This window comes from Zestomonas carbonaria (assembly GCF_904061905.1).
Classification (GTDB): Bacteria; Pseudomonadota; Gammaproteobacteria; order Pseudomonadales; family Pseudomonadaceae; genus Aquipseudomonas; species Aquipseudomonas carbonaria.
On the sequence record NZ_CAJFCI010000024.1, the window covers coordinates 1 to 23,947 of the forward strand.

Sequence of the window (23,947 nt, forward strand, 5' to 3'; positions counted from 1 at the left end):
GTCTCCCCATGTGAGAGTAGGTCATCGTCAAGCTCCTATGCCGAAACCCCCGTCCTGGCAACAGGTCGGGGGTTTCTCTTTGCGCGATGGAAAACCGGGGCTGCTCGTTTCCATTTCCCTGATCAGCCTTCGTGACTGTCGGCCTTGGCGAAACGCAGGTCGCACTGTGTCGGAAGCGTTGTTATTTGATCCAGGCCAGCGGGCTCATGCATACCTCCGCAAGGACCAGATCTTCACGGTTTCCGAGATGGCTACCAAGGCCAGGAAAATCAGGTTGTGCCCAGGCACGAAATGAGCGGCGACCAGGATCAGGGAGATGGAAGGAACCAGGAAGAACAGGCGGAATGGGATCTGCGCGTAGCCAAGGTATTTCGCGTAGCGAACATCGAGCAGGAACATCAGGCAGGACATGATCAGTGACAGTTGCAGCAGCCAGGATGCAACTATCACGGCGGAGCTGAAGCTGCCGTGCCGCAGCAACAGCTCGTGAGTCGATATCAGGTCCTGGATGTACGGTGTCCGTCCGTGCAGCCAGCTACTGGTGCAATACCAGAGGATATGGAGCGCATCGAGCCCTCCCCAGATGAGGAGGGTGCTCTTGCGCCTGGTCGATTGGGTGGCGTTATCCATTGTCCTCGTCCAGGTGAGTGTTTCTGGATAGTGGGCAATCTCACGGATGCCCTTCCGGCAGGTTTCACAGAAATCGGGGCGGTGTTCGGCTCTGTTGCGAGCCATCGGCAACTGGCGCAAGCATGCTCCGCCCCGGAGCTGAGGGACTTGAACACGCTGCGGGTCTTGTTCGCCGACAAGGCGTAGGGTGGGATGTGCGCGAAGTGCTACAGACAGCCAGTAATCAGCGGCTGGTTGGGGCCGCTCTCGGGGAAACTGACCAGCACCTCCATGCTGATCCGCGGAATGGCGAGTTCGATTTCCTCCTGAGCGTTATCGGCCGCCGGTTTGAAGATAACGATAATGTAAGCACAGGTGGTCGAGAGGTCGCTGTGGGAAGATTCTGAATATCCTGCGTTGACCTGCGGCAGCGGCCACTCTTGCGTCGGTCGTCTCTATAACGGCTCCGCCCACAGGCTTACCGCCAGGCTCTTCTGCTCGCCTGGTGCGAGGTGCAGCGTGTCGCCGAGTACGTTGGCGGTTTCGATGCACAGCATGCGCTGCCAGGCGTCGCTGGCGAATTGCGAGAGGCGCTGGGATTTGTCGATCCACGGGTTCCAGACCACGGCCGAGCGCGAGCCGCTGCTGTGCAGGTGGATGCGCCGTTGCCAGGCGGGGTCGAAAACGCTCAGGCGCTCGGGGAGGTCGAGGTAGATGCGGTCGGTTTCGGCCTCGAAGTGCAGGTCGCCGTGCTGGGTGCGTTCCTGCCAGTCTTGCAGGGTTTCGATGTAGTGGACGCCGGCGAGGCCTTCGACGCGGGCCTGGCGGATGTCGCCGACCGCGAGATAGGTATGCAGGGCCTGGCCGACGGTTACCGGCTGGTCGCCGTGGTTGTGGCTGGCGAGGCTGAGGTGCAGGCGTTCGTCGAGGTGGATGTGCAGGCGCAGGTCGACATGGTGCGGCCAGCCGGGCAGGCCGTTCTCGGGTTGCAGGAGGGCGAACTGGAGGTTGACGGCATCTTCGCGGGTGTCGATTTCCAGCAATTGCCAGTCGAGGTTGCGGACCAGGCCGTGGGCCGGCGCATCGTTGCCCTGGTAGAGCGCCTGGACGGCCTGCGGGTTGCGCTCGAGGGCGCCGAACCAGGGCCAGCACACCGGCACGCCACCGCGCACCGACTGGCCCTTGCGGAAGGCCGCCTGTTCGCTGAGCCAGATCAGCGGCGCCTCGCCATCGCGCTGGTAGCTGAGCACCTGGGCGCCCTGCTGGGCGACCAGCAGTTCGGCGCTGGCGGTGCGGACCCGCCAGCAGACCAGTTCGTCCAGCTCGACGCGTTCGACCTGGGGAGCGGGGGATGTGGTGGTCATGGCGGGTACCTCCGGACGGCTGATGCCCCATTGGAACCCAGCTTGCGCCGCAGGCCAACCGTTGCCGTCGAAAGTAGTGGGGAAAGCAGGCCCGTAGCCCGGCGCATGGACGAACAAAAAACCCGGCGCGAGGGCCGGGGTTTTCGTGGATCGAGGTGGGCAAAGGATCAGTCGACCGCCTTGACCATGTCCTCGATGACTTTCTTGGCGTCGCCGAACACCATCATGGTCTTGTCCATGTAGAACAGTTCGTTGTCCAGGCCGGCGTAGCCGCTGGCCATGGAGCGCTTGTTGACGATGATGGTCTTGGCCTTGAAGGCTTCGAGGATCGGCATGCCGGCGATGGGCGACTTGGGGTCGTTCTTCGCCGCCGGGTTGACCACGTCGTTGGCGCCGAGGACCAGCACCACGTCGGCCTGGCCGAACTCGGAGTTGATGTCTTCCATCTCGAACACCTGCTCGTAGGGCACTTCGGCCTCGGCGAGCAGGACGTTCATGTGGCCCGGCATGCGGCCGGCCACCGGGTGGATCGCGTACTTCACGTTGACGCCACGGTGGGTCAGCTTCTCGGACAGTTCCATCAACGCGTGCTGGGCGCGGGCCACCGCCAGGCCGTAGCCGGGGACGATGATCACGCTGTCGGCGTTGGTCAGCAGGAAGGCGGCGTCGTCGGACGAGCCGGACTTCACCGGACGCTGTTCTTTGCTGCCCGCGGCGGGGCCCGCGTCGGTGTCGCCACCGAAACCGCCGAGGATGACGTTGAAGAACGAGCGGTTCATCGCCTTGCACATGATGTAGGAGAGGATCGCGCCGCTCGAACCGACCAGCGAACCGGCGATGATCAGCATCGAGTTGTTCAGCGAGAAGCCGATACCGGCCGCCGCCCAGCCCGAGTAGCTGTTGAGCATCGATACCACCACCGGCATGTCGGCGCCGCCGATCGGGATGATGATCAGCACGCCAATCACGAAGGCCAGCGCCACCAGGATGGCGAAGGCAGTGATGTTGCCGGTGAAGGTGAAGTACAGGCCGAGCGCGATGATGGCCAGGCCGACCAGCAGGTTCAGCTTGTGCTGGCCGGCGAACTGCACCGGGGCACCCTGGAACAGGCGGAACTTGTACTTGCCGGACAGCTTGCCGAAGGCGATCACCGAACCGGAGAAGGTGATGGCGCCGATGGCCGCGCCGAGGAACAGCTCCAGGCGGTTACCGGCCGGGATGGCGTCGCCCATGCTGGCGACGATGCCCAGCGATTGCGGCTCGACCACGGCGGCGATGGCGATGAATACCGCGGCCAGGCCGATCATGCTGTGCATGAAGGCGACCAGCTCGGGCATCTTGGTCATCTCGACGCGCTTGGCCATGATCGAACCGGCGGTGCCGCCGATCAGCAGGCCGACCAGTACATAGGCCAGGCCGCCGGCGGCGCTGCCGCCTTCGCCGAGCTGCGCGGCCAGCTTGAACACCAGGAACACGGTGGTGACCACGGCGATGGCCATGCCGACCATGCCGAAGACGTTGCCGCGACGCGACGAGGTCGGGTGCGACAGGCCCTTGAGTGCCTGGATGAAGCACACCGAGGCGACCAGGTAGAGAAGGGTGATCAGGTTCATGCTCATGGTCAGTGCTTCTCCGCCGGCGCTTTGGGCGCTTTCTTCTTGAACATTTCCAGCATGCGGCGGGTGACCAGGAAGCCACCGAACACGTTGACCGCGGCCAGGGCCACGGCCAGGGTGCCCATCGCCTTGCCCAGAGGGGTGACGGTGAGGGCGGCGGCCAGCATGGCGCCGACGATCACGATCGCCGAGATGGCGTTGGTCACCGCCATCAGCGGGGTGTGCAGGGCCGGGGTGACGTTCCAGACCACGTGGTAGCCGACGTAGATGGCCAGCACGAAGATGATCAGGTTGTAGATACCGTGGGAGATCAGCATGTCTTCCATTGTCTGGCTCCTTCTTATCCGTTCTTGCGCACGACCTGGCCGTCGCGGCACATCAGGCACGCGGCGACGATGTCGTCTTCGAGGTTGAGCTGGAACTGGCCGTCCTTGTCGATGACCAGCTTGAGGAAGTCGAGCAGGTTGCGCGCGTACAGGGCCGAGGCGTCGGCCGGTACCATCGCCGCCAGGTTGGTGTGACCGACGATGGTCACGCCGTGCTTGATCACCACCTGGTCGGCTTCGGTCAGCGGGCAGTTGCCGCCCTGGGCAGCGGCCAGGTCGATGACCACCGAGCCCGGCTTCATCTCCTGCACGGTGGCTTCCTGCAGCAGCACCGGCGCCTTGCGGCCCGGGATCAGCGCGGTGGTGATGACGATGTCGGCCTGCTTGGCGCGCTCGTGCACGGCCTGGGCCTGACGGGCCATCCAGCTCGCCGGCATCGGCCGGGCGTAGCCGCCGACACCTTCGGCGCACTCGCGCTCTTCGTCGGTCTCGTAGGGGACGTCGACGAACTTGGCGCCGAGCGACTCGATCTGCTCCTTCACCGCCGGACGCACGTCCGAGGCCTCGATCACCGCACCCAGGCGCTTGGCCGTGGCAATGGCCTGCAGGCCGGCGACACCGGCACCGAGGATCAGCACGCGGGCGGCCTTCACGGTGCCGGCGGCGGTCATCAGCATGGGCATGAAGCGCGGGTAGTGGTTGGCGGCGAGCATCACGGCCTTGTAGCCGGCGATGTTGGCCTGCGAGGACAGCACGTCGAGGCTCTGCGCGCGCGAGGTGCGCGGCGCCGCTTCGAGGGCGAAGGCGGTGATGCCGCGCTCGGCCATCTTGGCGATGGTCTCGTCGTTGAACGGGTTGAGCATGCCGACCAGCACGGCGCCGGACTTGAACTGGGCCAGCTCGGCATCGTTGGGAGCGACGACCTTGAGCACCAGGTCGGCGCCGAAGGCATCTGTGGCAGTACCGATACTGGCACCAACGGCCTCATAGGCACTGTCCGGAACGCTGGCGTTGACGCCGGCACCGCTCTGGACGGTGACCTGATGGCCTTGGCCGATCAGCTTCTTGATGGTCTCCGGGGTCGCGGCTACCCGCGTTTCCCCGGCTGCGGTCTCGAGGGGGACACCAATGTGCACGTGAAAATCTCCTGCGTGATCGTTTTTTTATTGACCGGTGCACTGCGTTGGCGCTCCGGGGGTGGATCATCACAACCCGCAAAGCGGGTATGAAACCGGCGGGGCGCGGCATTTTGCAGGTGATCGGCGAGGCCTTCAAGACGTTTGAAGGCCGACCTGGCAGTTACTACAAGTCACCAGCCGACTGGCGATTCTCCGCGGCAGGGCGCAAAGCCGCGTGGAGTCGGGCAGGCGGCGTGGTTGCTGGCTGGGTGGGAGTCTGGCGCGATACCGTTGCTGAATATCCGTTTATCAGGTCAGGCTGCTTGTGGAAAACGCCGCTCGAGTGTTTTTCGATATATCCCAACATATTGTTTTGTATAGGTTTTTATGTCTTGAAGAGTGATTTTAAGGGCATGGATTCTGTAGCTCCTAACTTCCTGACTACAGGGTCAATAAATGTGCTCCAGGGTGCGCCTGGCCTGGGTTGTGGCCCTTCCCGCCAACGTGACTGGCACATTTGCCCGGACTTTTGGCGGGAATGATGGAACCTCTGCCGCCCAGCGGCGAATGGTCGCAGGGCGGCGGATGGACGGCGTTCAACGCACGCCGGTACTGCGCAGGGCAGCCGGAGTGTAGTCGGTGGCGCTGGCCTTGAAGCCGTATTCGATGCCACGGTTCTCCTCGTTGTTCAGGCCGAGCACGATGTAGCGGCCGGCGATCAGGTCGTAGAGCGCTTCCACAGCATAGATCGACGCCTGCTGCTGGTACTCCTGCACGGCGTGCCCCTCGCCGACCCGCCACAGTTGGCCGCGGCCGTCGTAGTGGTCGGCCAGGGCGGCCTGCCAGCTATCCTCGTCGAAGTACAGGTCGCGCTTGGCGTAGATGTGCCGCTCGCCGGACTTCAGGGTGGCGACCACGTGCCAGACGCGGTGCAGCTCGTAGCGGGTGAGGTCCTGATTGATGTGGCCGGGCTTGATGATGTCGGCGTACTTGAGCTGGGTCGATAGCAGGCGGTAGCTGTTGTAGGGGATGTACATCTCCTTCTTGCCTTCCAGCTTCCAGTCGTAGCGGTCCGGCGCGCCGTTGAACAGGTCGAAGTTGTCCGAGGTGCGCAGGCCGTCGGCGGCGGTGCCGGGGCCGTCGTAGGCGACCTGTGGCGCACGCCGCACCCGGCGTTGGCCGGCGTTGTAGAGCCAGGCCATGCGCGGCTCCTTGACCTGGTCGAGGGTCTCGTGGACCAGCAGCACGTTGCCGGCCAGGCGCGCTGGCGAGAGCACTTCCTGCTTGAAGTAGAGGAGGATGTTGGCGCCCTTCTGCGGGTCCAGGTCGGGCATGTCGGCGGGGAAGGCGATCTGGTCTTCGAAGCGCACCACGCTGAACGAGCCGTTCACCTGCGGGGTGGCCTGGATGATCCGGCGCTTGGTGTTGCCGCCGCGATAGCGGGTGATGTGGTTCCACACCACTTCGACGCCGCTTTTCGGGATCGGGAAGGCGTAGTGGTGGGTGTCGGAGAAGTTGCTCAGGCCGTTGCCCCCGTCGATCGACTGGGTCTGTACCGCGCTGCGCTTGGCGATCTCGTAGATCCGTGGCGGTACGGCGGCTGTGCGGTGGGTCTTGTACACCGGGAGCTTGTAGGTGCTGCCGTAGCGCTTGAACATCGCCAGTTGGCCGGGCGAGAGCTTGTCCTTGTACTGTTCGGCGTTCTGCGCGGTGATGGTGAATTCGGGCTGCTCGTCGGCGAACGGATTGCCGAGGAAGCCGTTGCTGACCGGCGCGGCGTTGGTCGGCAGGCCGCCGGTCCACTCGGGGATGGTGCCGTCGGCGTTGCCTTCCTTCTGCGCGCCGAGCGGGGTGAGGGTGGTGCCGAGCTGGGCGGCCTCCTGTTGGGAAACGGCCGCCATCACGCTGCTGGCCAGCAGCGACAGTGCCAGGAAACTGCAAGGCAGAAAACGGGAACGGTTCATGGTGCGAGACCTTGTGCTGTTGTCGTGTTCAGAAGTACACGCCGCAGCGGGCGCCGCAGACTGCCGGACAGGTCGCCCCGTGAGCCCGGGGGCTCGGGCTGGCGGTGTTGATGGTGCTGGTACTCCCATCGGGCCACGGCCAGGTTCTGTACGAACAGGGCCTGCGCTCGGCGACTTTTCGTACAGACGCCTACTGGCGCTCGGCCTTCATCCAGTGTGGACCGGAACCTCCGTCCCGATAGGGCGGCCCGACATCTGGTCGCATTTCGACCGGGAGCAGGCTCTTATCCGGTCCGTTCCTCACGGTACTGGCGGGCGGCTTCCAGCAGCCAGTCGCGGAAGGCGCGCAGGGCCGCCGACTCCACCTTGCGCTCGGGGATCATCAGGTAATAGGCGCGGTCGCTCACGCAACCGTGCGGCAGGGCCACCACCAGGCGGCCATCGGCCAGTTCACGCTCGATCAGGAACGGCGGGATCAGGGCGATGCCCATCTCGTGGCTGGCCGCCTGGGCGAGCATGGAGAACAGCTCGTAGCGCGGCCCGGTCATGTCGTGGGCGACGTTCATACCGAGCGAGGCGAACCACTGCCGCCAGGCGTAGGGGCGGGTGGTCTGTTGCAGCAGCGGCAGGCTGGCGATGGTCGCCGCGTCGAGATGCGGGCGGCCGGCGAGCAGCGCCGGGCTGCACACCGGCTGCGAGTTTTCCTTCATCAGGAAGTGCGACTCGGTGCCCGACCAGTCGGCGTCGCCGAAGTAGATCGCCGCGTCGAACTCGGTGTCGGCGAACAGGAAGGGCCGGGTGCGGTTGGTGAGGTTGACGGTGACTTCCGGATGCAGGCGCTGGAACTCCTTGAGACGCGGCAGCAGCCACTGGGTGCCGAAGGTCGGCACCACCGCCAGCTCCAGGCGGCCGCTGCCGTGCTGGCCGATCACCGACAGGGTGTCGCGCTCCACCGCGTCGAGCTGCGCGGCGACCCGCCGGGCGTAGGACAGCCCCGCCTCGGTGAGCTTGACCCCGCGCCGCGAGCGGCGGAACAGCTCGATGCCGAGGAACGCCTCGAGCCCGGCGATCTGCCGACACACCGCGCTCTGGGTCAGCGCCAGTTCCTCGGCGGCCTTGGTGAAGCTCTGGTGGCGGGCGGCCGACTCGAAGGCGACGAGCGCGGCGGTGCTGGGAATCTTGCGGCGCATCTATGCAACGCTCTCACTCTGAAAAGGGATAAGTGCCGTGCAAAGCTATCTCGGAGTGAGTAAATCGCACAATAGCGTGCGAAATCCTCGTTTGCCTGGCCACCCGTGCGGGCCTAGGATCAATGCACTTGGTATCGCTGTGGAGCCAGGGGAATGCCCTGGTCCTTGCAGGCGATGCTTCGGATCGCCAGCAAGCTGGCTCCTACACCCACGACACCCATATCACCCGAGGATTCCGCACATGGCCGGCAAAGCAAGCTTCAACTGGGCAGACCCGCTGCTGCTCGACCAGCAACTGACCGAGGAAGAACGCATGGTGCGCGACAGCGCCCAGCAGTACGCCCAGGGCAAGCTGGCGCCGCGCGTGCTGGAAGCCTTCCGCCATGAGAAGACCGACCCGGCGATCTTCCGTGAGATGGGCGAACTGGGCCTGCTCGGCGCGACCATTCCCAGCGAGTACGGCGGCAGCGGCCTCAACTACGTGTGCTACGGATTGATCGCCCGCGAGGTCGAACGCATCGACTCCGGCTACCGCTCGATGATGAGCGTGCAGTCCTCCCTGGTGATGGTGCCGATCCACGAATTCGGCAACGAGGCGACCAAACGGAAGTACCTGCCCAAGCTGGCGTCCGGCGAGTTCATCGGCTGCTTTGGCCTGACCGAGCCGAACCACGGCTCCGACCCGGGCTCGATGATCACCCGCGCCCGCAAGGTCGACGGCGGCTACCGCCTGACCGGCAGCAAGATGTGGATCACCAACAGCCCGATCGCCGACGTGTTCGTGGTCTGGGCCAAGGACGACGCCGGCGAGATTCGCGGCTTCGTGCTGGAGAAGGGCTGGGAAGGCCTGTCCGCCCCAGCGATCCACGGCAAGGTCGGCCTGCGCGCGTCGATCACCGGCGAGATCGTCATGGACAACGTGTTCGTCCCGGAAGAGAACGCCTTCCCCGAGGTGCGCGGCCTGCGCGGTCCGTTCACCTGCCTGAACTCCGCCCGCTACGGCATCTCCTGGGGCGCGCTGGGCGCCGCCGAGTTCTGCTGGCACACCGCGCGCCAGTACACCCTGGACCGCAAGCAGTTCGGCCGCCCGCTGGCCGCCAACCAGTTGATCCAGAAGAAGCTGGCCGACATGCAGACCGAGATCACCCTGGCCCTGCAAGGCTGCCTGCGCCTCGGCCGGATGAAGGACGAAGGCACCGCGGCGGTGGAAATCACCTCGATCATGAAGCGCAATAGCTGCGGCAAGGCCCTCGACATCGCCCGCCTGGCCCGCGACATGATGGGCGGCAACGGCATCAGCGACGAATTCGGCGTGGCCCGCCACCTGGTCAACCTGGAGGTGGTGAACACCTACGAGGGCACCCACGACGTGCACGCGCTGATCCTTGGCCGCGCGCAGACCGGGATCCAGGCATTCTTTTAACGGCAGCGACAAGCCGCAAGCTCCAAGCTGCAAGCGAAGGCAGCTCATCTTGCGGCTTGAAGCTTGTAGCTTGAGGCTAGACGAATGTCGGCTCTTTCCCATATCCGCGTACTCGACCTGTCCCGCATCCTCGCCGGGCCCTGGGCCGGGCAGATCCTCGCCGACCTCGGCGCCGAGGTGATCAAGGTCGAGCGCCCCGGCGTCGGCGACGACACCCGGGGCTGGGGCCCGCCGTTCCTCAAGGACGCCGACGGCCGCGACAGCGACGAGGCGGCCTATTACCACGCTGCCAACCGCAACAAGCAGTCGGTGACCCTCGACTTCACCCAGGCCGAGGGCCAGCGCCTGGTGCGCGAGCTGGCGGCGAAGTCCGACATCCTCATCGAGAACTTCAAGGTCGGCGGGCTGGCCGCCTACGGCCTGGACTATGCGTCCCTGAAAGCGGTCAACCCGAGGCTGATCTACTGCTCGATCACCGGCTTCGGGCAGACCGGTCCCTATGCCAAGCGCGCCGGCTACGACTTCATGATCCAGGGCCTCGGCGGGCTGATGAGCCTCACCGGCCATCCGGACGGCGAGCCCGGCGGCGGGCCGATGAAGGTCGGCGTGGCGCTCACCGACATCCTCACCGGGTTGTACTCGTCGGTGGCGATCCTCGCCGCGCTGGCCCACCGCGAGAAAACCGGCGAAGGCCAGCACATCGACATGGCGCTGCTCGACGTGCAGGTCGCCTGCCTGGCCAACCAGGCGATGAACTACCTGACCACCGGCGTGCCGCCCAAGCGGCTGGGCAACTCGCACCCGAACATCGTGCCCTACCAGGATTTCCCCACCGCCGACGGCAACATGATCCTGGCGATCGGCAACGACAGCCAGTTCCGCAAGTTCTGCGAGGTCGCCGGCCTTACGGCTTTGGCCGACGACCCGCGTTTTTCCACCAACGCGTCGCGGGTGGCGAACCGTGCCGAGCTGATCCCGCTGCTGCGCCAGGCCACGGTGTTCAAGAGCACCGCCGAGTGGATCGCCCTGCTGGAGGCGGCCGGCGTGCCCTGCGGGCCGATCAACAACCTCGCCCAGGTGTTCGAGGACCCGCAGGTACGGGCGCGCGGCATGCGCCTAGACCTGCCGCACCCGCTGGCCGGCACGGTGCCCCAGGTGGCGAGCCCGCTGCGGCTGTCCGCCAGCCCGGTGGAATACCGCCACGCCGCGCCGCAACTCGGCGCGCATACCGATGCGGTGCTGGAGCGGTTGCTTGGGCTGGATGCCGCGCGGATTGCGGAGTTGCGCGGGGCGAGGGTGGTGTGAGGATCGGGGCGGCGTTCTGGTTCAGCCCGCCGAACTCGGTAGAGATCCAGGGCAGGGGAGGTGCCGGTGACTTCCGCCCCTCACCCCTTAGCCAGAACCTACGCTCGGTCCACCAACGAAGCAGTAAACAGATCGGTGCTCTTCTCCAGCACATCGGCAAGCGCCTGGGCGGCGGTGGACAGCTTGTGGTCGGCCAGGCGCAGCAGGCCGACGCGGCGTTCGATGGCTGGTTCCACCAGCGTCACGCAGCGGGCGCCGAGCTCTTCCATCTGGCGGATGCACAGGGTCGGCACCGCGCTGACGCCCAGTCCGTTGGCGACCATGCGCCCGACCGTGACCAACTGGTGGCTCTCGAACGCCACCGGCAGCCGCCCGTGCTGCGTGGCGACTTTGTCTTCGAGCAGCAGGCGCACCGCCGAGGGGCGTTGCAGGGTAATGAAGCTTTCCTCCAGCAGCTCCGCCCAGCTCACTTGCGCGCGCCCGGCCAGGGGCGAGTCGGCCGGTACCACGGCGACGAAACGGTCGCTGTAGAAGGGCGTGAAGCACAGGCTGTCCAGGCATTCCGGTTCGAAGGCGATGCCCAGCTCGACACGGCGTTCGCGGACCATCTCCAGCACCTGCTCGTTGATCACGTCGTGCACCGCCACGTTGACCCGTGGGTGGCGGCTGCGGAACTCCTTGAGCGCCACCGGCAGGAGGTTGCCGGCGAACGACGGCATGGCGGCGATGGAGACCTTGCCGAGTTGCAGGGTGAAGTGCTGGCGCATCAGCTCTTCGGCGTTGTCCCAGTCGGCCAGCAGGCGGCGGGCGGCCGGCAGGAGGATCTCGCCCTCCGGGGTCAGGCTGACGCTGCGGGTGGTGCGGATCAGCAGCGGCCCGCCGAGGGACTCCTCCAGGCTCTTGATCGCCAGGCTCAGCGCCGGTTGCGACAGGTGCAGACGCTCGCAGGCCTGGGCGAAGCTGAGGCTCTGGGCGACGGCGAGGAAGGCGCGCAGTTGCTTGACGGTCATCGATTTGGGTTTGTGATCAATGCGAAGGGAATGGCAAACCTAACAAATCAATCTCCAGCGTAGAAGCCTCCCGTAGGGTGCGCCGCGCGCACCGAAAGATCGGCAGCGCCTTCCTCGCGGTGCGCACGGCGCACCCTACCTTCAATGCCAGGTCGACTGCGCTTCCCAGTCGCGGAACTGCTCGGCGGGGATCGGCCGGCTGATCTGGTAGCCCTGGGCGATGTCGCAGCCGAGGTCGCCGAGCTGGTTCAGGGTGGCCTGGTCCTCGACGCCTTCGGCGACCACGGTGAGGTCGAGGTTGTGGGCCAGCTCGATGATGGAGTGGACGATCTTCGCCGAGCCGCTGCTGCGGGTCATGCTGGTGACGAAGGACTGGTCGATCTTCAGGGCGTCCACCGGCAGCTTTTGCAGGTAGGACAGCGAGGAGTAGCCGGTGCCGAAGTCGTCGATGGTCAGGCGGGTATCCAGTTGCTTGAGCTGCCTCAGGGTTTCCAGGGCCGCCACCGGGTCTTCCATCAGCGCGCTTTCGGTCAGTTCGAACTCGATCCAGTGCGGCTTGGCGCCCCAGGTGGTGAAGGAGCCCTGGATGCGGTCGAGCAGCTTCGGGTCGCGCAGGTCGCGGGCCGACAGGTTGACCGAGATCGGTCGCTCGTCGCCTTCCTCGTGCCAGGCGTAGCGCTGGCCCAGGGCGGTGTCGAGCACCCAGAAGGTCAGTGGGGTGATCAGCCCGGCGCCTTCCGCCAGCTTGATGAAATGGTCGGGCGGCAGCATCCCGCGCTGCGGATGCTGCCAGCGCACCAGCGCCTCGGTGCCGCACACGGTGTTGCTGGCGATCTGCAGTTTCGGCTGGTAGTAGAGCAGCAGTTCGTTGCGTTCGATGGCCTGGCGCAGGTCGCCCATCAGGGTCAGGTGCTGGGCGCATTCCTGGTCGAGGTCGCCCTGGAACAACGCGAAGCCGGTATTGCCGCGCCTGGCCTGCTCCATGGCGCTGCCGGCCCGGCGGATCAGCGCGTCCGGCTCGGTGCCGTGGCCGGGGAACAGCGAGATGCCGATGTTCGCCCGGACATCGACGAGCAGTCCGGACAGTTCGAAAGGTTGCTGTAGCGCCTGCTGGATCCGCTGGGCCAGCAGCGAGGCCCGTTCGGCGTCGCCGTTGGGCATCAGCACGGCGAATTCGCACTCGCCCATGCGCGCCACCGGATGGGCATCGCCGAGGGTCTGCGTCAGACGTGCGGCGATCTCCTGTTGCAGGCGGTCGCCTTCGCGGTAGCCGAGGGTTTCGTTGATCCCCTGGTGACGGCCGATCTCCAGTTGCAACAGGGCCACCGGTCGGCGTTCCTGGCGGGCGGTGAGGATCGCCTCCTCCAGCAGCTCGCGCAGGCGTACCCGGTTCGGCAGTCCGGTCAGGCCGTCGGTGTAGGCCATGCGGCGGATGGTCGCCTCCGCCTCGGCGGCCCGCGCGCGGACGCGCAGGGTGGAGAGGCCGAAGCCCAGGTCGTTGGCGGTGGCCATCAGGAGCTCGACCTCCTGGGCGTCGAAGGCTTCGGCCTCGGCCGCCATGATGACCAGCAGGCCGATCCGCTCGCCTTCGACCCGCAGGGGCAGCACCAGGGCCGCGGCGTAGCCCCGCGCGCGGGATTCCTCTTGCAGCGGCAGCTCCGCATCGCGCAGTACCAGCGGCTGGCCGCTTTCCAGGATGGCGTCCATCCGGCGGGTGAACTCCAGGCCCTCGGCACTGCCGGTCCAGGCGTTGCCGAGGGCGACGAAGCCGTGGTCCAGGCCGTGGTGGGCCATCGGCCGGTAGGGCGGCAGGCCGTCCTGGCGGTAGCCGATCCAGGCCAGGCGATAACCGCATTCGTCCACCAGCACCCGGCAGATTTCCCTGAGCAGGTTCTGTTCCTCGCTGGCGTGGATCACCGCGTGGTTGACCGCCACCCGTGTCGCCAGCACCCGGTTGAGTCCCTGGACCTGCAATTCCGCCTGGCGGCGCTTCGCCTCGCCACGCAGGGTCTGGATGCCGAACGCGAGGTCGGCGGCGGCCTCGCTGAGCAGTTCCAGCTCCCGATCGCCGAAGGCGTCGGGTTCGGCGGCGCAGATGCCGATGGCGCCGAACACCTCGCCTTCCACGCGCAGCGGCAGCGAGAGCACCGAGGCGATGCCGTGCAACTGGGCGTTTTCCCGCCAGGGGAGCACGCTCGGGTCGGTGAGGATGTCGCGGCTGATGCTCGGCTGGCCGGTGCGGATGGCGGTGCCGGTGGGGCCGTGGCCGCGTTCGTTGTCCGCCCAGGTCAGCCGCAGGGAGTCCACGTAGTCCCGTCCGAGACCGGCATAGGCCACGGGGGTGACGCTCTTCGCCACGTCGTGCTCGGCGCGGCCGACCCAGGCCATGCGGTAGCCGGCTTCCTCGACCACCACCCGGCAGATTTCCTGGAACAGGCCCTGTTCATCCTTGGCGCGCAGCAGGGCCCGATTGCTGCCGCTAAGGGTTCGCAGCGCCCGGTTCAGGTACTCGAGCTCTTCGGGGGAGGCGCAGTGCGTGGCCATGGAGGGCCTCCGGCGCGAGGGAAGGCCCCTCAAGTATAGAACCTGGGCTCTTGCCGGCTCCGGTCATCTCCATTGATTTGTTTTCATGATCAGTGGATTGGAAAAACAAACTTAACAAATCAGTCCGGGGCGGGGATTCTTGCTCGGGCGTCCCGGCAGCCACGGCTGCCGCATCGATAAATACAAGAGGCACAGCAGCATGGCAGGACTCGACAAGCGGGTTGGCAGTTACGAAGAGGCCCTTTCCGGGCTCACCGACGGCATGACCGTCCTGGCCGGTGGTTTCGGCCTGTGCGGGATTCCCGAGAACCTCATCGCGGAAATCCGCCGGCTCGGGGCTCGCGACCTGACGGTGGTGTCCAACAACTGCGGAGTCGACGGTTTCGGCCTCGGCGTGCTGCTGGAAGATCGCCAGATCCGCAAGATGATCGCTTCCTACGTCGGCGAGAACGCGCTGTTCGAGCAGCAACTGCTCAATGGCGAACTGGAGGTCGAGCTGACCCCGCAGGGCACCCTGGCGGAAAAACTGCGCGCCGGCGGCGCCGGCATCCCGGCCTTCTACACCGCCACCGGCTACGGCACGCCGGTCGCCGAAGGCAAGGAAGTGCGCGAGTTCAGCGGCCGCAAGTACATCCTCGAAGAGGCCATCACCGGCGACTTCGCCATCGTCAAGGGCTGGAAGGCCGACCACTTCGGCAACGTCATCTACCGCCACACCGCACAGAACTTCAACCCGCTGGCCGCCGCCGCCGGGCGCATCACCGTGGTCGAGGTGGAGGAGATCGTCGAGCCGGGCGAGCTGGACCCCACCCAGATCCATACCCCGGGCATCTACGTCGACCGCGTCATCCAGGGCCGTTTCGAGAAGCGCATCGAGAAGCGCACCGTCAGCGCCTGATCCGCCAAACGCCAAACAAGAGGTTCCGTGCCATGGCACTTTCCCGCGAACAGATGGCTCAGCGCGTCGCGCGCGAGCTGCAGGATGGCTACTACGTCAACCTGGGTATCGGCATCCCCACCCTGGTGGCCAACTACGTGCCCGAGGGCATGGACGTGATGCTGCAATCGGAAAACGGCCTGCTCGGCATGGGGGCGTTCCCCAGCGAAGCCGAGGTGGACGCCGACATGATCAACGCCGGCAAGCAGACGGTGACCGCGCGCCGTGGCGCGTCGATCTTCGACTCGGCGCAGTCCTTCGCGATGATCCGCGGCGGCCACGTCGACCTCACCGTGCTCGGCGCCTTCGAGGTGGACGTCCAGGGCAACATCGCCTCGTGGATGATCCCCGGCAAGCTGGTCAAGGGCATGGGTGGCGCCATGGACCTGGTGGCCGGCGCCGAGAACATCATCGTCACCATGACCCATGCCTCCAAGGACGGCGAATCCAAGCTGCTGGAGCGCTGCAGCCTGCCGCTGACCGGCGCCGGCTGCATCCGCAAGGTGCTCACCGACCTGGCCTACCTGGAGATCGAGGACGGCGCCTTCATCCTCCGCGAACGCGCGCCGGGGGTGAGCGTCGCCGAGATCGCCGAGAAAACCGCCGGCCGGCTGATCGTTCCGGAGCATGTGCCGGAAATGACGTTCTAAGATCGGCATTGCCTCGCCCCGTCCTCCTCCTACCGTCGGAGGGCGGGGCCTTTTGCGTTTCCCACAGGGCGGCCATTCGCAGGATGGCCATCTGTCGCAGGCCGGTGGATGTGCACAGCGACATCCACCCCATCGCCAGGCCCGTGCACTCCAACGTCCCCGGACAAGAGGAACCGAACATGCAAGAAGTCGTCATCGTCGCCGCCACCCGTACCGCCATCGGCAGCTTCCAGGGCTCGCTGGCCAACATTCCCGCGCCGGAACTGGGCGCCGCCGTGATCAAGCGCCTGCTGGAGCAGACCGGCCTGGATGGCGCCGAAGTGGACGAGGTGATCCTCGGCCAGGTGCTCACCGCCGGCTCCGGCCATGACCGTCGGCAAGGTCTGCGGCTCGGGCCTCAAGGCCCTGCACCTGGCCGCCCAGGCGATCCGCTGCGGCGATGCCGAGGTGATCATCGCCGGCGGCCAGGAGAACATGAGCCTGGCCCCCTACGTCATGCCCGGCGCGCGCACCGGCCTGCGCATGGGCCACGCCAAGCTGATCGACACCATGATCCAGGACGGCCTGTGGGATGCCTTCAACGACTACCACATGGGCATCACCGCCGAGAACCTGGTGGAGCAGTACGGCATCAGCCGCGAACAGCAGGACGCCTTCGCCGCCGCATCCCAGCAGAAGGCGCTGGCCGCCATCGAGGCCGGGCGCTTCGCCGACGAGATCACCCCGATCCTGATCCCGCAGCGCAAGGGCGATCCGCTCGCCTTCGCCACCGACGAGCAGCCGCGCGCCGGCACCACCGCCGAGTCGCTGGCCAAGCTCAAGCCGGCCTTCAAGAAGGACGGCACGGTGACCGCCGGCAACGCCTCGACCCTCAACGATGGCGCCGCCGCGGTGCTGCTGATGAGCGCGACCAAGGCCCAGGTCCTCGGCCTGCCGGTGCTGGCCAGGATCGCCGGCTACGCCAACGCCGGGGTCGACCCGGCGATCATGGGCATCGCTCCGGTCAGCGCTACCCGTCGCTGCCTGGACAAGGCCGGCTGGAACCTCGCCGACCTCGACCTGATCGAAGCCAACGAGGCGTTCGCCGCCCAGGCGCTGTCGGTCGGCAAGGAGCTCGGCTGGGACGCGGCGAAGGTCAACGTCAACGGCGGCGCCATCGCCCTCGGCCACCCGATCGGCGCATCCGGCTGCCGCATCCTGGTCAGCCTGCTGCACGAGATGATCAAGCGCGATGCGAAGAAGGGTCTCGCCACCCTGTGCATCGGCGGCGGCCAGGGCGTGGCCCTGGCCATCGAGCGCTGATCCGTCCGGGAATGGCCCGGAGCGCATCCGGGCCACTCGCTGCGCGATGCGCACCACGCAAGGGCCGGAAGGGACGCCGGTCGATGCGCATCCCGCGAAAGCTGCCCGGCATGGCCGGGGAGCGAAAAACCTTCGACAACAATAATTCCCAGAGGTAGTCATGTCGTCCCTCTCCGTTCCACTCGAAGAAAGCCGTTCCGCGCGTTTCGCCATGCGCTGCTCGAACTGGGCCGAGCGCTGGTTCCCCGATTCCTGGGTATTCGCCGTGGTCGGCGTGCTGATCGTCACCCTGGCGGTAATGGCCCTCGGCGCCGCGCCCACCGACGCCGCCAAGGCCTTCGGTGACGGCTTCTGGAGCCTGATCCCGTTCACCATGCAGATGGCCTTCGTGGTCATCGGCGGCTACGTGGTGGCCAGTTCCGGCCCGGCCTCGCGGCTGATCGACCGCCTCGCCCGAGTCCCGAAGAACGGCCGCTCGGCGGTCGCCTGGGTGGCGCTGGTGTCGATGCTCGCCTCGCTGCTCAACTGGGGCCTGAGCCTGGTGTTCGGCGGCCTGCTGGTGCGCGCGCTGGCCCGCCGCACGGACCTGAGGATGGACTACCGCGCCGCTGGCGCCGCCGCCTATCTCGGCCTCGGCGCGGTGTGGGCGCTCGGCCTGTCCTCTTCGGCGGCGCAGTTGCAGGCCAACCCGGCCAGCCTGCCGCCGGGCATCCTGCAGATCACCGGGGTGATTCCCTTCACCGAGACCATCTTCCTCTGGCAGTCCGGGGTGATGCTGCTGGCGCTGGTCGTGGTGTCCCTGGTGATCGCCTACGTCACCGCGCCGAGCGCGGCCAGCGCCCGCGACGCCAAGGCCTGCAACGTGGACGTCAGCTTCACCCCGCCGCCGGTGCTCAAGCCGACCCGCCCGGGCGAGTGGCTGGAGCACAGCCCGCTGCTGATCATCCTGCTGGTGCTGCTGGCCGGCGGCTGGCTGTACCACGAGTTCAGCACCAAGCCGGCGATCCTGGCGATCTCCGGTCTGAACACCTACAACCTGCTGTTCCTGATGCTCGGCGCGCTGTTGCACTGGCGTCCGCGCAGCTTCCTCGACGCGGTGGCCCGCGCGGTGCCGACCACCACCGGCGTGCTGATCCAGTTCCCGCTGTACGGCTCGATCGCCGCGATCATGACCGGCGTGCCGGGCAGCGACGGGCAGAGCCTGGCGCACCACATCTCCACCTTCTTCGTGCAGATCGCCTCCCACGACACCTACGCGGTGCTGATGGGCGTGTACTCGGCGGTGCTCGGCTTCTTCATCCCCTCCGGTGGTGGCAAGTGGATCATCGAGGCGCCCTACGTGATGCAGGTGGCCAACGAGCTGCAATACCACCTGGGCTGGGCGGTACAGATCTACAACGCCGCCGAGGCGCTGCCGAACCTGATCAACCCGTTCTACATGCTGCCGCTGCTCGGCGTGCTCGGCCTCAGGGCGCGCGACCTGATCGGCTTCACCTTCGTGCAGTTGCTGGTGCACATCCCGCTGGTCCTGGTGCTGCTGTGGGCGCTGGGCAGCACGCTGGCCTATGTGGCGCCAGTAATGCCCTGAGGCCCGCTGCCGTCCGGACATGACCTCCCGCCCGCCATGGAAGGCAGGTGGGAAGTGCCTGGCGTCAGGTACGGAACAACTGCCGCAGGTCGCTGGGCGACAGGCCGGTCCAGCGCTTGAAGGAGCGGCGGAAGTTGGCGGTGTCGTGGAAACGCAGGTAGGCCGCCACCTCGTCGTTGCCATAGCCCTTGAGGCGGTAGAGGTAGAGCGCGACCTGCTTGCGCACCAGGTCGCGCTGTTCCTGGTAGTGGGTGCCGTGTTTGTGCAGCTTGCGCTTGAAGGTCGCCGGACTCATCTCGAAGGCCTGGGCGGCCTGTTCCAGGGTCGGTGCCTCGCGCACGTGGCGCAGCAGCCAGACGTACAGGCGTTCCAGCAGGCTGGCGCCGAACCCCAGGCTCTCGAGTTGCCGGTCGCTTTCCTGCTGGGCCACGCGGCCGGCGGTCTGCAAGGCCTGCGGCCAGGGGCGGGTCAGGTATTCGCGGGGGATGCGCATGGCGTCCAGTTGCCGCGCGAACAGCACTTCATCGCCCAGGTGTACCCAGTACTGCTCGACGTAGCGCGGCTGCGCGTGGCCGAAATGGAAGTGCCAGGGCAGGCGCTCGCCAGCTAGCCAGCGACTCATGCCGGCCACCGCGGTCATGCTGGTCTCGACCAGGAAGCGCCGCTGCTCGCCGGCGCCGCAGGCGTCCACCCAGTACAACCAGGCATCCTTCTCGTCCAGCAGCAGGCGCGGCGCCAGCAGCGGGCAGAGCAGGGCGCGCAGGCGGATCAGCAGACCCAGCGCTTCCTGCAGGTTGCCGGCGTGCTGCAGGGCGTGACTGGCCGCGCCATAGTGGCCGGGCAGCAGGCGCTGGCCGAGCAGGAAGCTGGTGTCGTCGGCGTCCAGCAGGCGTTGGGAATTGCCGATCAGGGTCAGGAATTGCTGCGGACTGATGAGCCGCCGGCCGGCCAGGATGTCCTCGTAGAACAGCCCGGTGCCGCGCAGCAGGCGGTGGCTGTCGATCTCGCGGGACAGTGCCAGGTCGATCAGCATGGCGGGCTGGTAGTGGGCGGCTATGAAGCGGCTGTCGCATTCGTACCAGGGCGTTCTTATCGTCATGGCCGAGCCTCAGGCGCTGCGCGCCAGGCGTGGCGACTTGGCGCGGGCGAGGGCCTGGTTGAGTCGTTCGAGCAGGCTTTCCGGACTGTCCTGCACGGCCATGACCACCGCCATCGTGGCGTTCAGTTGCAGGCGCTCGCCCTGCTGGCGGGTCTTGTGGGCGAAGTGGCGCACGGCCAGGGCCAGTTCGTCGGCGATCTGGCGCGCCTGGGTTTCGCCGGTGTCCGGTAGCAACACCACGAAACGGTCGCCGGCCAGGCGGCAGAGCAGGTCCTGGCGGCGCAGGTTGAGCAGCAGCAACTGGGTCAGGCTCTGCAGCAGGTGGTCGCCCTCGGCGTGGCCAAAGCGGCGATTGATGGCGCCGAAGTCGTCGAGGTCGAGGATCGCCAGGGACAGCGGCCGGTTCTCCTCGCTCGCCCCGGCGAGGCTGATCTCCAGTTGCCGGCGCAGGTAGTCGGCGCCACCCAGCGGGGTCAGCTTGTCGAACAGGCGGTGCTCGCGGAACAGCCGCTCGCGCTTTTCCATCTGCGCGCTGATCGCCAGTTGCTCGCGGTGCCAGTGGTAGATGCCGAGGGTCAGCAGGACCAGCCCGACGGGCATTGGCGCCGACTCCAGCCAGTGGTCCCAGTGCACGCTGTCGGGCAGGCGGATGAACTCGTCGAGGCAGTCGATCCACCAGGAGAAGAACACTGCGCCCAGGCCCAGCGCCAGCAGGTTGGTGACCCGCCCGGCGGGACGGCTCTTGAGCAACAGACCGATCCACACCAGGGCCAGCAGCGCCGAGCCGCCCTCGCCAAGGATGTCCAGCCAGACCCACTCGTCAAAGCCCTTGAGGTCGCCGGCGGCGAGGTACAGCAGCAGACCGAGATTGGCGGCCAGGAACAGGGCGGTGAGTTTCAGGCGGTGCAGCTTGAGTAGTGACGGCATGGCGGGCTCCTGCGCAGCGACGGCGCCAGCAGAGCAGAGGAATGTGACGTTCCGGTTGCAGGCGGGGAGGTCGGATCGGCTCAGGCGAAAGGTGAAAAAATCGCCGGGATGCCGGGTATCTCCAGCGCCAGGCCAGCGGTTCGGCCTGCAGGGCGTGCCGTATTCACCGGTACCGGGGCTGGCGCCCTCCGTTTCCGGCGAGCCTGCTTACGGCGTGTCCCGCAAGAAAGATGAGGGCCGGAGGGACGGTGCCGGGGAGGTCATATCGGCTCAATAACGCCGGAAAAGCCCGCTTCAAGCGGGCTTTTCCGGCCCCTTGTCACAGAACCTTCATCCCCGCTCCCTAGGGTCCGCTCCCAAGTCGTCGGGCTGGTTGGCCGGCGTTACACGGACTCTTGGGGAGAGCAGTCATGTACACACGCAGTACCGCCGCCCGGCTCGCAGGTTTCACCGTCAGCGCCCTGGCGCTGGCCGTTTTCAGCGGGGTGGTCCAGGCCGCCGAACAGCCTATCGTCACCGAGCATGTCGAAGTGATCGGCCAGGCCGCGAGTATCGACCAGGCACTGAAGGAGCAGCGCAGTTCCGACAGCGTGAAAAGCGTGGTGCATGCCGACGGCGTCGCCCAGTTGCCCGACGAGAATGCCGCCGAGGCCCTGCAGCGCCTGCCCGGCGTCAGTGTCGAGCGCGACCAGGGCGAGGGGCGTTTCGTCAGCGTGCGTGGCCTGGGCCCGGACCTCAACAGCGTGACCATCAACGGCACCCTGGTACCGGCGCCGGAGAGCGATCGCCGCGCGGTGGCCCTCGATGTATTGCCGGCCGAACTGGTGCAGTCGCTGAGCGTGGTCAAGACCCTGACCCCGGACATGGACGCCAACTCCCTCGGCGGCACCATCGAGGTGGAGAGCCTGTCCGCCTTCGACCATGACGGGCTGTTCTACAGCTTCGGCGGCGAGGCCGGCTACGACGAGAACACCAACCAGACCAGCCCGAAATTCTCCGGCGCCATCAGCAACCGTTTCAGCCTCGGCGACGGTGTGGACAACTTCGGCGTGGCCGCCGCGCTGAGCTGGCAGAAGCGCGACTTCGGCTCGGACAACGTGGAAACCGGCGGCGCCTGGGACTTCGAGGACGGCGCCCGGCTGGAGGAGATGGAGCTGCGCGACTACGACATCCGTCGCGAACGCACCGGCGCCGGCCTGAACTTCGACTACCGTCCGGACGACCTTTCCAGCTTCTACCTGCGCACCCTCTACAGTCGCTTCAAGGACACCGAGATGCGCAATGCCGCCGGCGTCGAGTTCGCCGATCCGCAAGCGCCGGGCGAACTCGGCGAGGCCGAAGGCTACCGCGAGCTGAAGAGCCGCGAGGAGACCCAGGAGATCCAGTCCTACGTGTTCGGCGGCGAACGCATGTTCGGCCTGTGGACCCTGAGCGGCCAGGTCGGCTACAGCAAGTCCAGCGAGGATTCGCCGCTCGGCATCGCCGGCGCCAGCTTCGAGGGCAACGACGACTTCGCCGGCGCCGGCTTCCGCGACGGCAAGAAGCCGCGGCTGAACATCGGGGACGACTTCTACAACCCGGCCAACTTCACCCTCGACCAGGTCGACCGGGAGAAGGGCTACACCAAGGACACCGAGAAGAACCTGCGCCTGGACCTGGCCCGCGACTACGAGCTGGCCGGCTACCCGGCGCAGGCCAAGTTCGGCGGCAAGCTGAGCCGGCGCGACAAGCGCAACGACCTGGAAGTCTGGACCTACGAGGACCTGGACGACTTCTTCAGCGACGAGCAGCTCAGCCTTGATCAGTTCCAGAAAGGCAACGTGCACTACAACCTCGGTCGCTTCGCCACCGGCATCAGCGCCAAGGCCATCGAGCGGCTGCTCGGCGGTCTCGACCGGGCGGACTTCTACAACGAGGAAGAGTCGCGGGTGAACGACTTCACCATCAGCGAAGACATCGACGCCGGCTACTTCATGCAGACCCTCGACGTAGACGACTGGCGCTTCATCGCCGGCCTGCGCTACGAGGGCACGAAGATGGAAGCCAAGGGCACCGGCCTGCGCGACGACGCCTTCGAGGCCATCGAGCGCAAGAACGACTACCATCACTGGCTGCCGGGCCTGCACGCTCGCTACCAGTTGGACAAGGACACCCAGATCCGCGCGGCGCTGACTCATTCCGTGGTGCGTCCGACCTTCGGCCAACTGGCTCCCGGCTTCATCATCGATGGCGACGAGGCCAGCTTCGGCAACCCGGACCTCGATCCGCTGGAGTCGCGCAACTTCGACCTCGGCATCGAGCACTACATGGGCCGCGCGGGCGTGGTCTCGGCGTTCCTGTTCTACAAGGACATCGACAACTTCATCTACAACACCGACCTCGCCGGTACCGGTGCCTGGGTCGACTTCGACGAGGCGGAAACCTTCGCCAACGGCGACAACGCCAAGCTGTACGGCATCGAGTTGGCCTACTCGCAGAAGTTCGACTGGCTGCCGGCGCCCTGGAATGGCCTGCTGCTGGGCGCCAACGCCACCTTCAGCCGCTCCGACGCGAGCATCAAGGGTTTCGATGCCGACAGCGGGCGTACGCTCAAGCGCGACATCGACCTGCCCAACCAGTCCGACACCGTCGGCAACCTGATGCTCGGCTGGGAGAACGACAGGCTCAGCCTGCGCCTGTCGGCCAACTACAAGTCCGACTACCTGGCCGAGGTGGCGGCGGTGGGCGACCGCCTGCACGACCTGCATGCCGACTCGCAGACCTTCGTCGATTTCAGCGCGCGCTACTTCCTGACCCGGAACCTGCAGCTCAGCTTCGAGGCGCAGAACCTCACCGACGAGAGCTTCTACGTCTACACCGGGCGGCGCGGCTACAACGCCCAATACGAGGAGTACGGCCCGACCTACAAGCTCGGCCTGACGCTCACCCACTTCTGAACCCGGGCGGCTGGATCGGGCGGGTATTCGTCCTGGTCC

Annotated in this window: 17 protein-coding genes and 1 pseudogene; 7 read left to right on the top strand and 11 right to left on the bottom strand. The window is 66.6% G+C overall.

The window, feature by feature from the left end; all coding sequences use genetic code 11:
• Positions 1 to 204: 204 nt before the first annotated feature.
• From PSEWESI4_RS04450 to PSEWESI4_RS04480, 7 genes are all read right to left on the bottom strand, one after another.
• Positions 205 to 750 carry a hypothetical protein gene (locus PSEWESI4_RS04450; RefSeq protein ID WP_187669977.1) on the bottom strand — a complete coding sequence of 182 codons (546 nt, stop codon included), beginning with the start codon at positions 748 to 750 and terminating at the stop codon, positions 205 to 207.
• A 314-nt stretch (positions 751 to 1,064) separates the two neighbouring features.
• A complete protein-coding gene (locus PSEWESI4_RS04455; protein ID WP_187669978.1) occupies positions 1,065 to 1,973 on the bottom strand; it encodes a D-hexose-6-phosphate mutarotase in 909 nt (302 codons plus the stop codon).
• A 167-nt stretch (positions 1,974 to 2,140) separates the two neighbouring features.
• Positions 2,141 to 3,592 carry an NAD(P)(+) transhydrogenase (Re/Si-specific) subunit beta gene (locus tag PSEWESI4_RS04460; protein WP_187669979.1) on the bottom strand — a complete coding sequence of 484 codons (1,452 nt, stop codon included), beginning with the start codon at positions 3,590 to 3,592 and terminating at the stop codon, positions 2,141 to 2,143.
• A 2-nt stretch (positions 3,593 to 3,594) separates the two neighbouring features.
• The gene (locus tag PSEWESI4_RS04465) at positions 3,595 to 3,915 is read right to left on the bottom strand and encodes an NAD(P) transhydrogenase subunit alpha (protein WP_187669980.1); all 321 of its coding nucleotides are present in this window, start codon (positions 3,913 to 3,915) and stop codon (positions 3,595 to 3,597) included.
• Positions 3,916 to 3,929: 14 nt separating this feature from the next.
• Positions 3,930 to 5,051, bottom strand: coding sequence for a Re/Si-specific NAD(P)(+) transhydrogenase subunit alpha (locus PSEWESI4_RS04470; RefSeq protein WP_187669981.1), 1,122 nt, complete (start codon positions 5,049 to 5,051; stop codon positions 3,930 to 3,932).
• 578 nt (positions 5,052 to 5,629) lie between these two features.
• The gene (locus PSEWESI4_RS04475; protein ID WP_187669982.1) at positions 5,630 to 6,997 is read right to left on the bottom strand and encodes a DUF1329 domain-containing protein; all 1,368 of its coding nucleotides are present in this window, start codon (positions 6,995 to 6,997) and stop codon (positions 5,630 to 5,632) included.
• 284 nt (positions 6,998 to 7,281) lie between these two features.
• A complete protein-coding gene (locus PSEWESI4_RS04480; protein ID WP_187669983.1) occupies positions 7,282 to 8,187 on the bottom strand; it encodes a LysR family transcriptional regulator in 906 nt (301 codons plus the stop codon).
• A gap of 241 nt (positions 8,188 to 8,428) precedes the next feature.
• On the opposite strand from PSEWESI4_RS04480, the gene PSEWESI4_RS04485 reads away from it, so the two are divergent.
• A complete protein-coding gene (locus PSEWESI4_RS04485) occupies positions 8,429 to 9,610 on the top strand; it encodes an acyl-CoA dehydrogenase (RefSeq protein ID WP_187669984.1) in 1,182 nt (393 codons plus the stop codon).
• 84 nt (positions 9,611 to 9,694) lie between these two features.
• Positions 9,695 to 10,915: a CaiB/BaiF CoA transferase family protein gene (locus tag PSEWESI4_RS04490; RefSeq protein WP_187669985.1), complete on the top strand. Its 1,221-nt coding sequence runs from the start codon at positions 9,695 to 9,697 to the stop codon at positions 10,913 to 10,915.
• A 98-nt stretch (positions 10,916 to 11,013) separates the two neighbouring features.
• Here PSEWESI4_RS04490 and PSEWESI4_RS04495 read toward each other — a convergent pair whose 3' ends face one another.
• Together PSEWESI4_RS04495 and PSEWESI4_RS04500 are read right to left on the bottom strand one after the other, a co-directional pair.
• Positions 11,014 to 11,925 carry a LysR family transcriptional regulator gene (locus tag PSEWESI4_RS04495; RefSeq protein WP_187669986.1) on the bottom strand — a complete coding sequence of 304 codons (912 nt, stop codon included), beginning with the start codon at positions 11,923 to 11,925 and terminating at the stop codon, positions 11,014 to 11,016.
• Positions 11,926 to 12,066: 141 nt separating this feature from the next.
• Entirely contained in the window at positions 12,067 to 14,469 is a 2,403-nt protein-coding gene (locus PSEWESI4_RS04500) for a bifunctional diguanylate cyclase/phosphodiesterase (protein ID WP_187669987.1), read from the bottom strand.
• A gap of 199 nt (positions 14,470 to 14,668) precedes the next feature.
• Here PSEWESI4_RS04500 and PSEWESI4_RS04505 point away from each other — a divergent pair, with 199 nt between their 5' ends.
• The 4 genes and pseudogenes from PSEWESI4_RS04505 to PSEWESI4_RS04520 all read left to right on the top strand — a co-directional run bounded on the left by PSEWESI4_RS04505 (position 14,669) and on the right by PSEWESI4_RS04520 (position 18,946).
• Positions 14,669 to 15,367: a CoA transferase subunit A gene (locus PSEWESI4_RS04505; protein WP_187669988.1), complete on the top strand. Its 699-nt coding sequence runs from the start codon at positions 14,669 to 14,671 to the stop codon at positions 15,365 to 15,367.
• A 32-nt stretch (positions 15,368 to 15,399) separates the two neighbouring features.
• Entirely contained in the window at positions 15,400 to 16,056 is a 657-nt protein-coding gene (locus PSEWESI4_RS04510; RefSeq protein WP_187669989.1) for a CoA transferase subunit B, read from the top strand.
• 179 nt (positions 16,057 to 16,235) lie between these two features.
• Positions 16,236 to 17,358, top strand: a pseudogene (locus tag PSEWESI4_RS04515) (acetyl-CoA C-acetyltransferase).
• Between the two features lie 160 nt (positions 17,359 to 17,518).
• Positions 17,519 to 18,946 carry a short-chain fatty acid transporter gene (locus tag PSEWESI4_RS04520; RefSeq protein WP_187669990.1) on the top strand — a complete coding sequence of 476 codons (1,428 nt, stop codon included), beginning with the start codon at positions 17,519 to 17,521 and terminating at the stop codon, positions 18,944 to 18,946.
• Between the two features lie 64 nt (positions 18,947 to 19,010).
• On the opposite strand, the gene PSEWESI4_RS04525 is transcribed toward PSEWESI4_RS04520, so the two are convergent.
• Both PSEWESI4_RS04525 and PSEWESI4_RS04530 read right to left on the bottom strand, forming a co-directional pair.
• Positions 19,011 to 20,045 (bottom strand): AraC family transcriptional regulator, encoded by a 1,035-nt coding sequence (locus tag PSEWESI4_RS04525; protein ID WP_187669991.1) that lies wholly within the window; start codon positions 20,043 to 20,045, stop codon positions 19,011 to 19,013.
• Positions 20,046 to 20,054: 9 nt separating this feature from the next.
• A complete protein-coding gene (locus PSEWESI4_RS04530; RefSeq protein WP_187669992.1) occupies positions 20,055 to 20,972 on the bottom strand; it encodes a GGDEF domain-containing protein in 918 nt (305 codons plus the stop codon).
• Between the two features lie 410 nt (positions 20,973 to 21,382).
• Here PSEWESI4_RS04530 and PSEWESI4_RS04535 point away from each other — a divergent pair, with 410 nt between their 5' ends.
• Positions 21,383 to 23,908 carry a TonB-dependent receptor gene (locus tag PSEWESI4_RS04535; RefSeq protein WP_187669993.1) on the top strand — a complete coding sequence of 842 codons (2,526 nt, stop codon included), beginning with the start codon at positions 21,383 to 21,385 and terminating at the stop codon, positions 23,906 to 23,908.
• The last annotated feature ends 39 nt before the right edge of the window (positions 23,909 to 23,947 follow it).

What these genes read in the sequence shown, in the direction of transcription:
- PSEWESI4_RS04455 (WP_187669978.1), bottom strand. Translation starts at nt 1,973, where the DNA reads ATGACCACCACATCCCCCGCTCCCCAGGTCGAACGCGTCGAGCTGGAC.
- PSEWESI4_RS04460 (WP_187669979.1), bottom strand. Translation starts at nt 3,592, where the DNA reads ATGAGCATGAACCTGATCACCCTTCTCTACCTGGTCGCCTCGGTGTGC.
- PSEWESI4_RS04465 (WP_187669980.1), bottom strand. Translation starts at nt 3,915, where the DNA reads ATGGAAGACATGCTGATCTCCCACGGTATCTACAACCTGATCATCTTC.
- PSEWESI4_RS04475 (WP_187669982.1), bottom strand. Translation starts at nt 6,997, where the DNA reads ATGAACCGTTCCCGTTTTCTGCCTTGCAGTTTCCTGGCACTGTCGCTG.
- PSEWESI4_RS04480 (WP_187669983.1), bottom strand. Translation starts at nt 8,187, where the DNA reads ATGCGCCGCAAGATTCCCAGCACCGCCGCGCTCGTCGCCTTCGAGTCG.
- PSEWESI4_RS04485 (WP_187669984.1), top strand. Translation starts at nt 8,429, where the DNA reads ATGGCCGGCAAAGCAAGCTTCAACTGGGCAGACCCGCTGCTGCTCGAC.
- PSEWESI4_RS04490 (WP_187669985.1), top strand. Translation starts at nt 9,695, where the DNA reads ATGTCGGCTCTTTCCCATATCCGCGTACTCGACCTGTCCCGCATCCTC.
- PSEWESI4_RS04495 (WP_187669986.1), bottom strand. Translation starts at nt 11,925, where the DNA reads ATGACCGTCAAGCAACTGCGCGCCTTCCTCGCCGTCGCCCAGAGCCTC.
- PSEWESI4_RS04500 (WP_187669987.1), bottom strand. Translation starts at nt 14,469, where the DNA reads ATGGCCACGCACTGCGCCTCCCCCGAAGAGCTCGAGTACCTGAACCGG.
- PSEWESI4_RS04505 (WP_187669988.1), top strand. Translation starts at nt 14,669, where the DNA reads ATGGCAGGACTCGACAAGCGGGTTGGCAGTTACGAAGAGGCCCTTTCC.
- PSEWESI4_RS04510 (WP_187669989.1), top strand. Translation starts at nt 15,400, where the DNA reads ATGGCACTTTCCCGCGAACAGATGGCTCAGCGCGTCGCGCGCGAGCTG.
- PSEWESI4_RS04520 (WP_187669990.1), top strand. Translation starts at nt 17,519, where the DNA reads ATGTCGTCCCTCTCCGTTCCACTCGAAGAAAGCCGTTCCGCGCGTTTC.
- PSEWESI4_RS04525 (WP_187669991.1), bottom strand. Translation starts at nt 20,045, where the DNA reads ATGACGATAAGAACGCCCTGGTACGAATGCGACAGCCGCTTCATAGCC.
- PSEWESI4_RS04530 (WP_187669992.1), bottom strand. Translation starts at nt 20,972, where the DNA reads ATGCCGTCACTACTCAAGCTGCACCGCCTGAAACTCACCGCCCTGTTC.
- PSEWESI4_RS04535 (WP_187669993.1), top strand. Translation starts at nt 21,383, where the DNA reads ATGTACACACGCAGTACCGCCGCCCGGCTCGCAGGTTTCACCGTCAGC.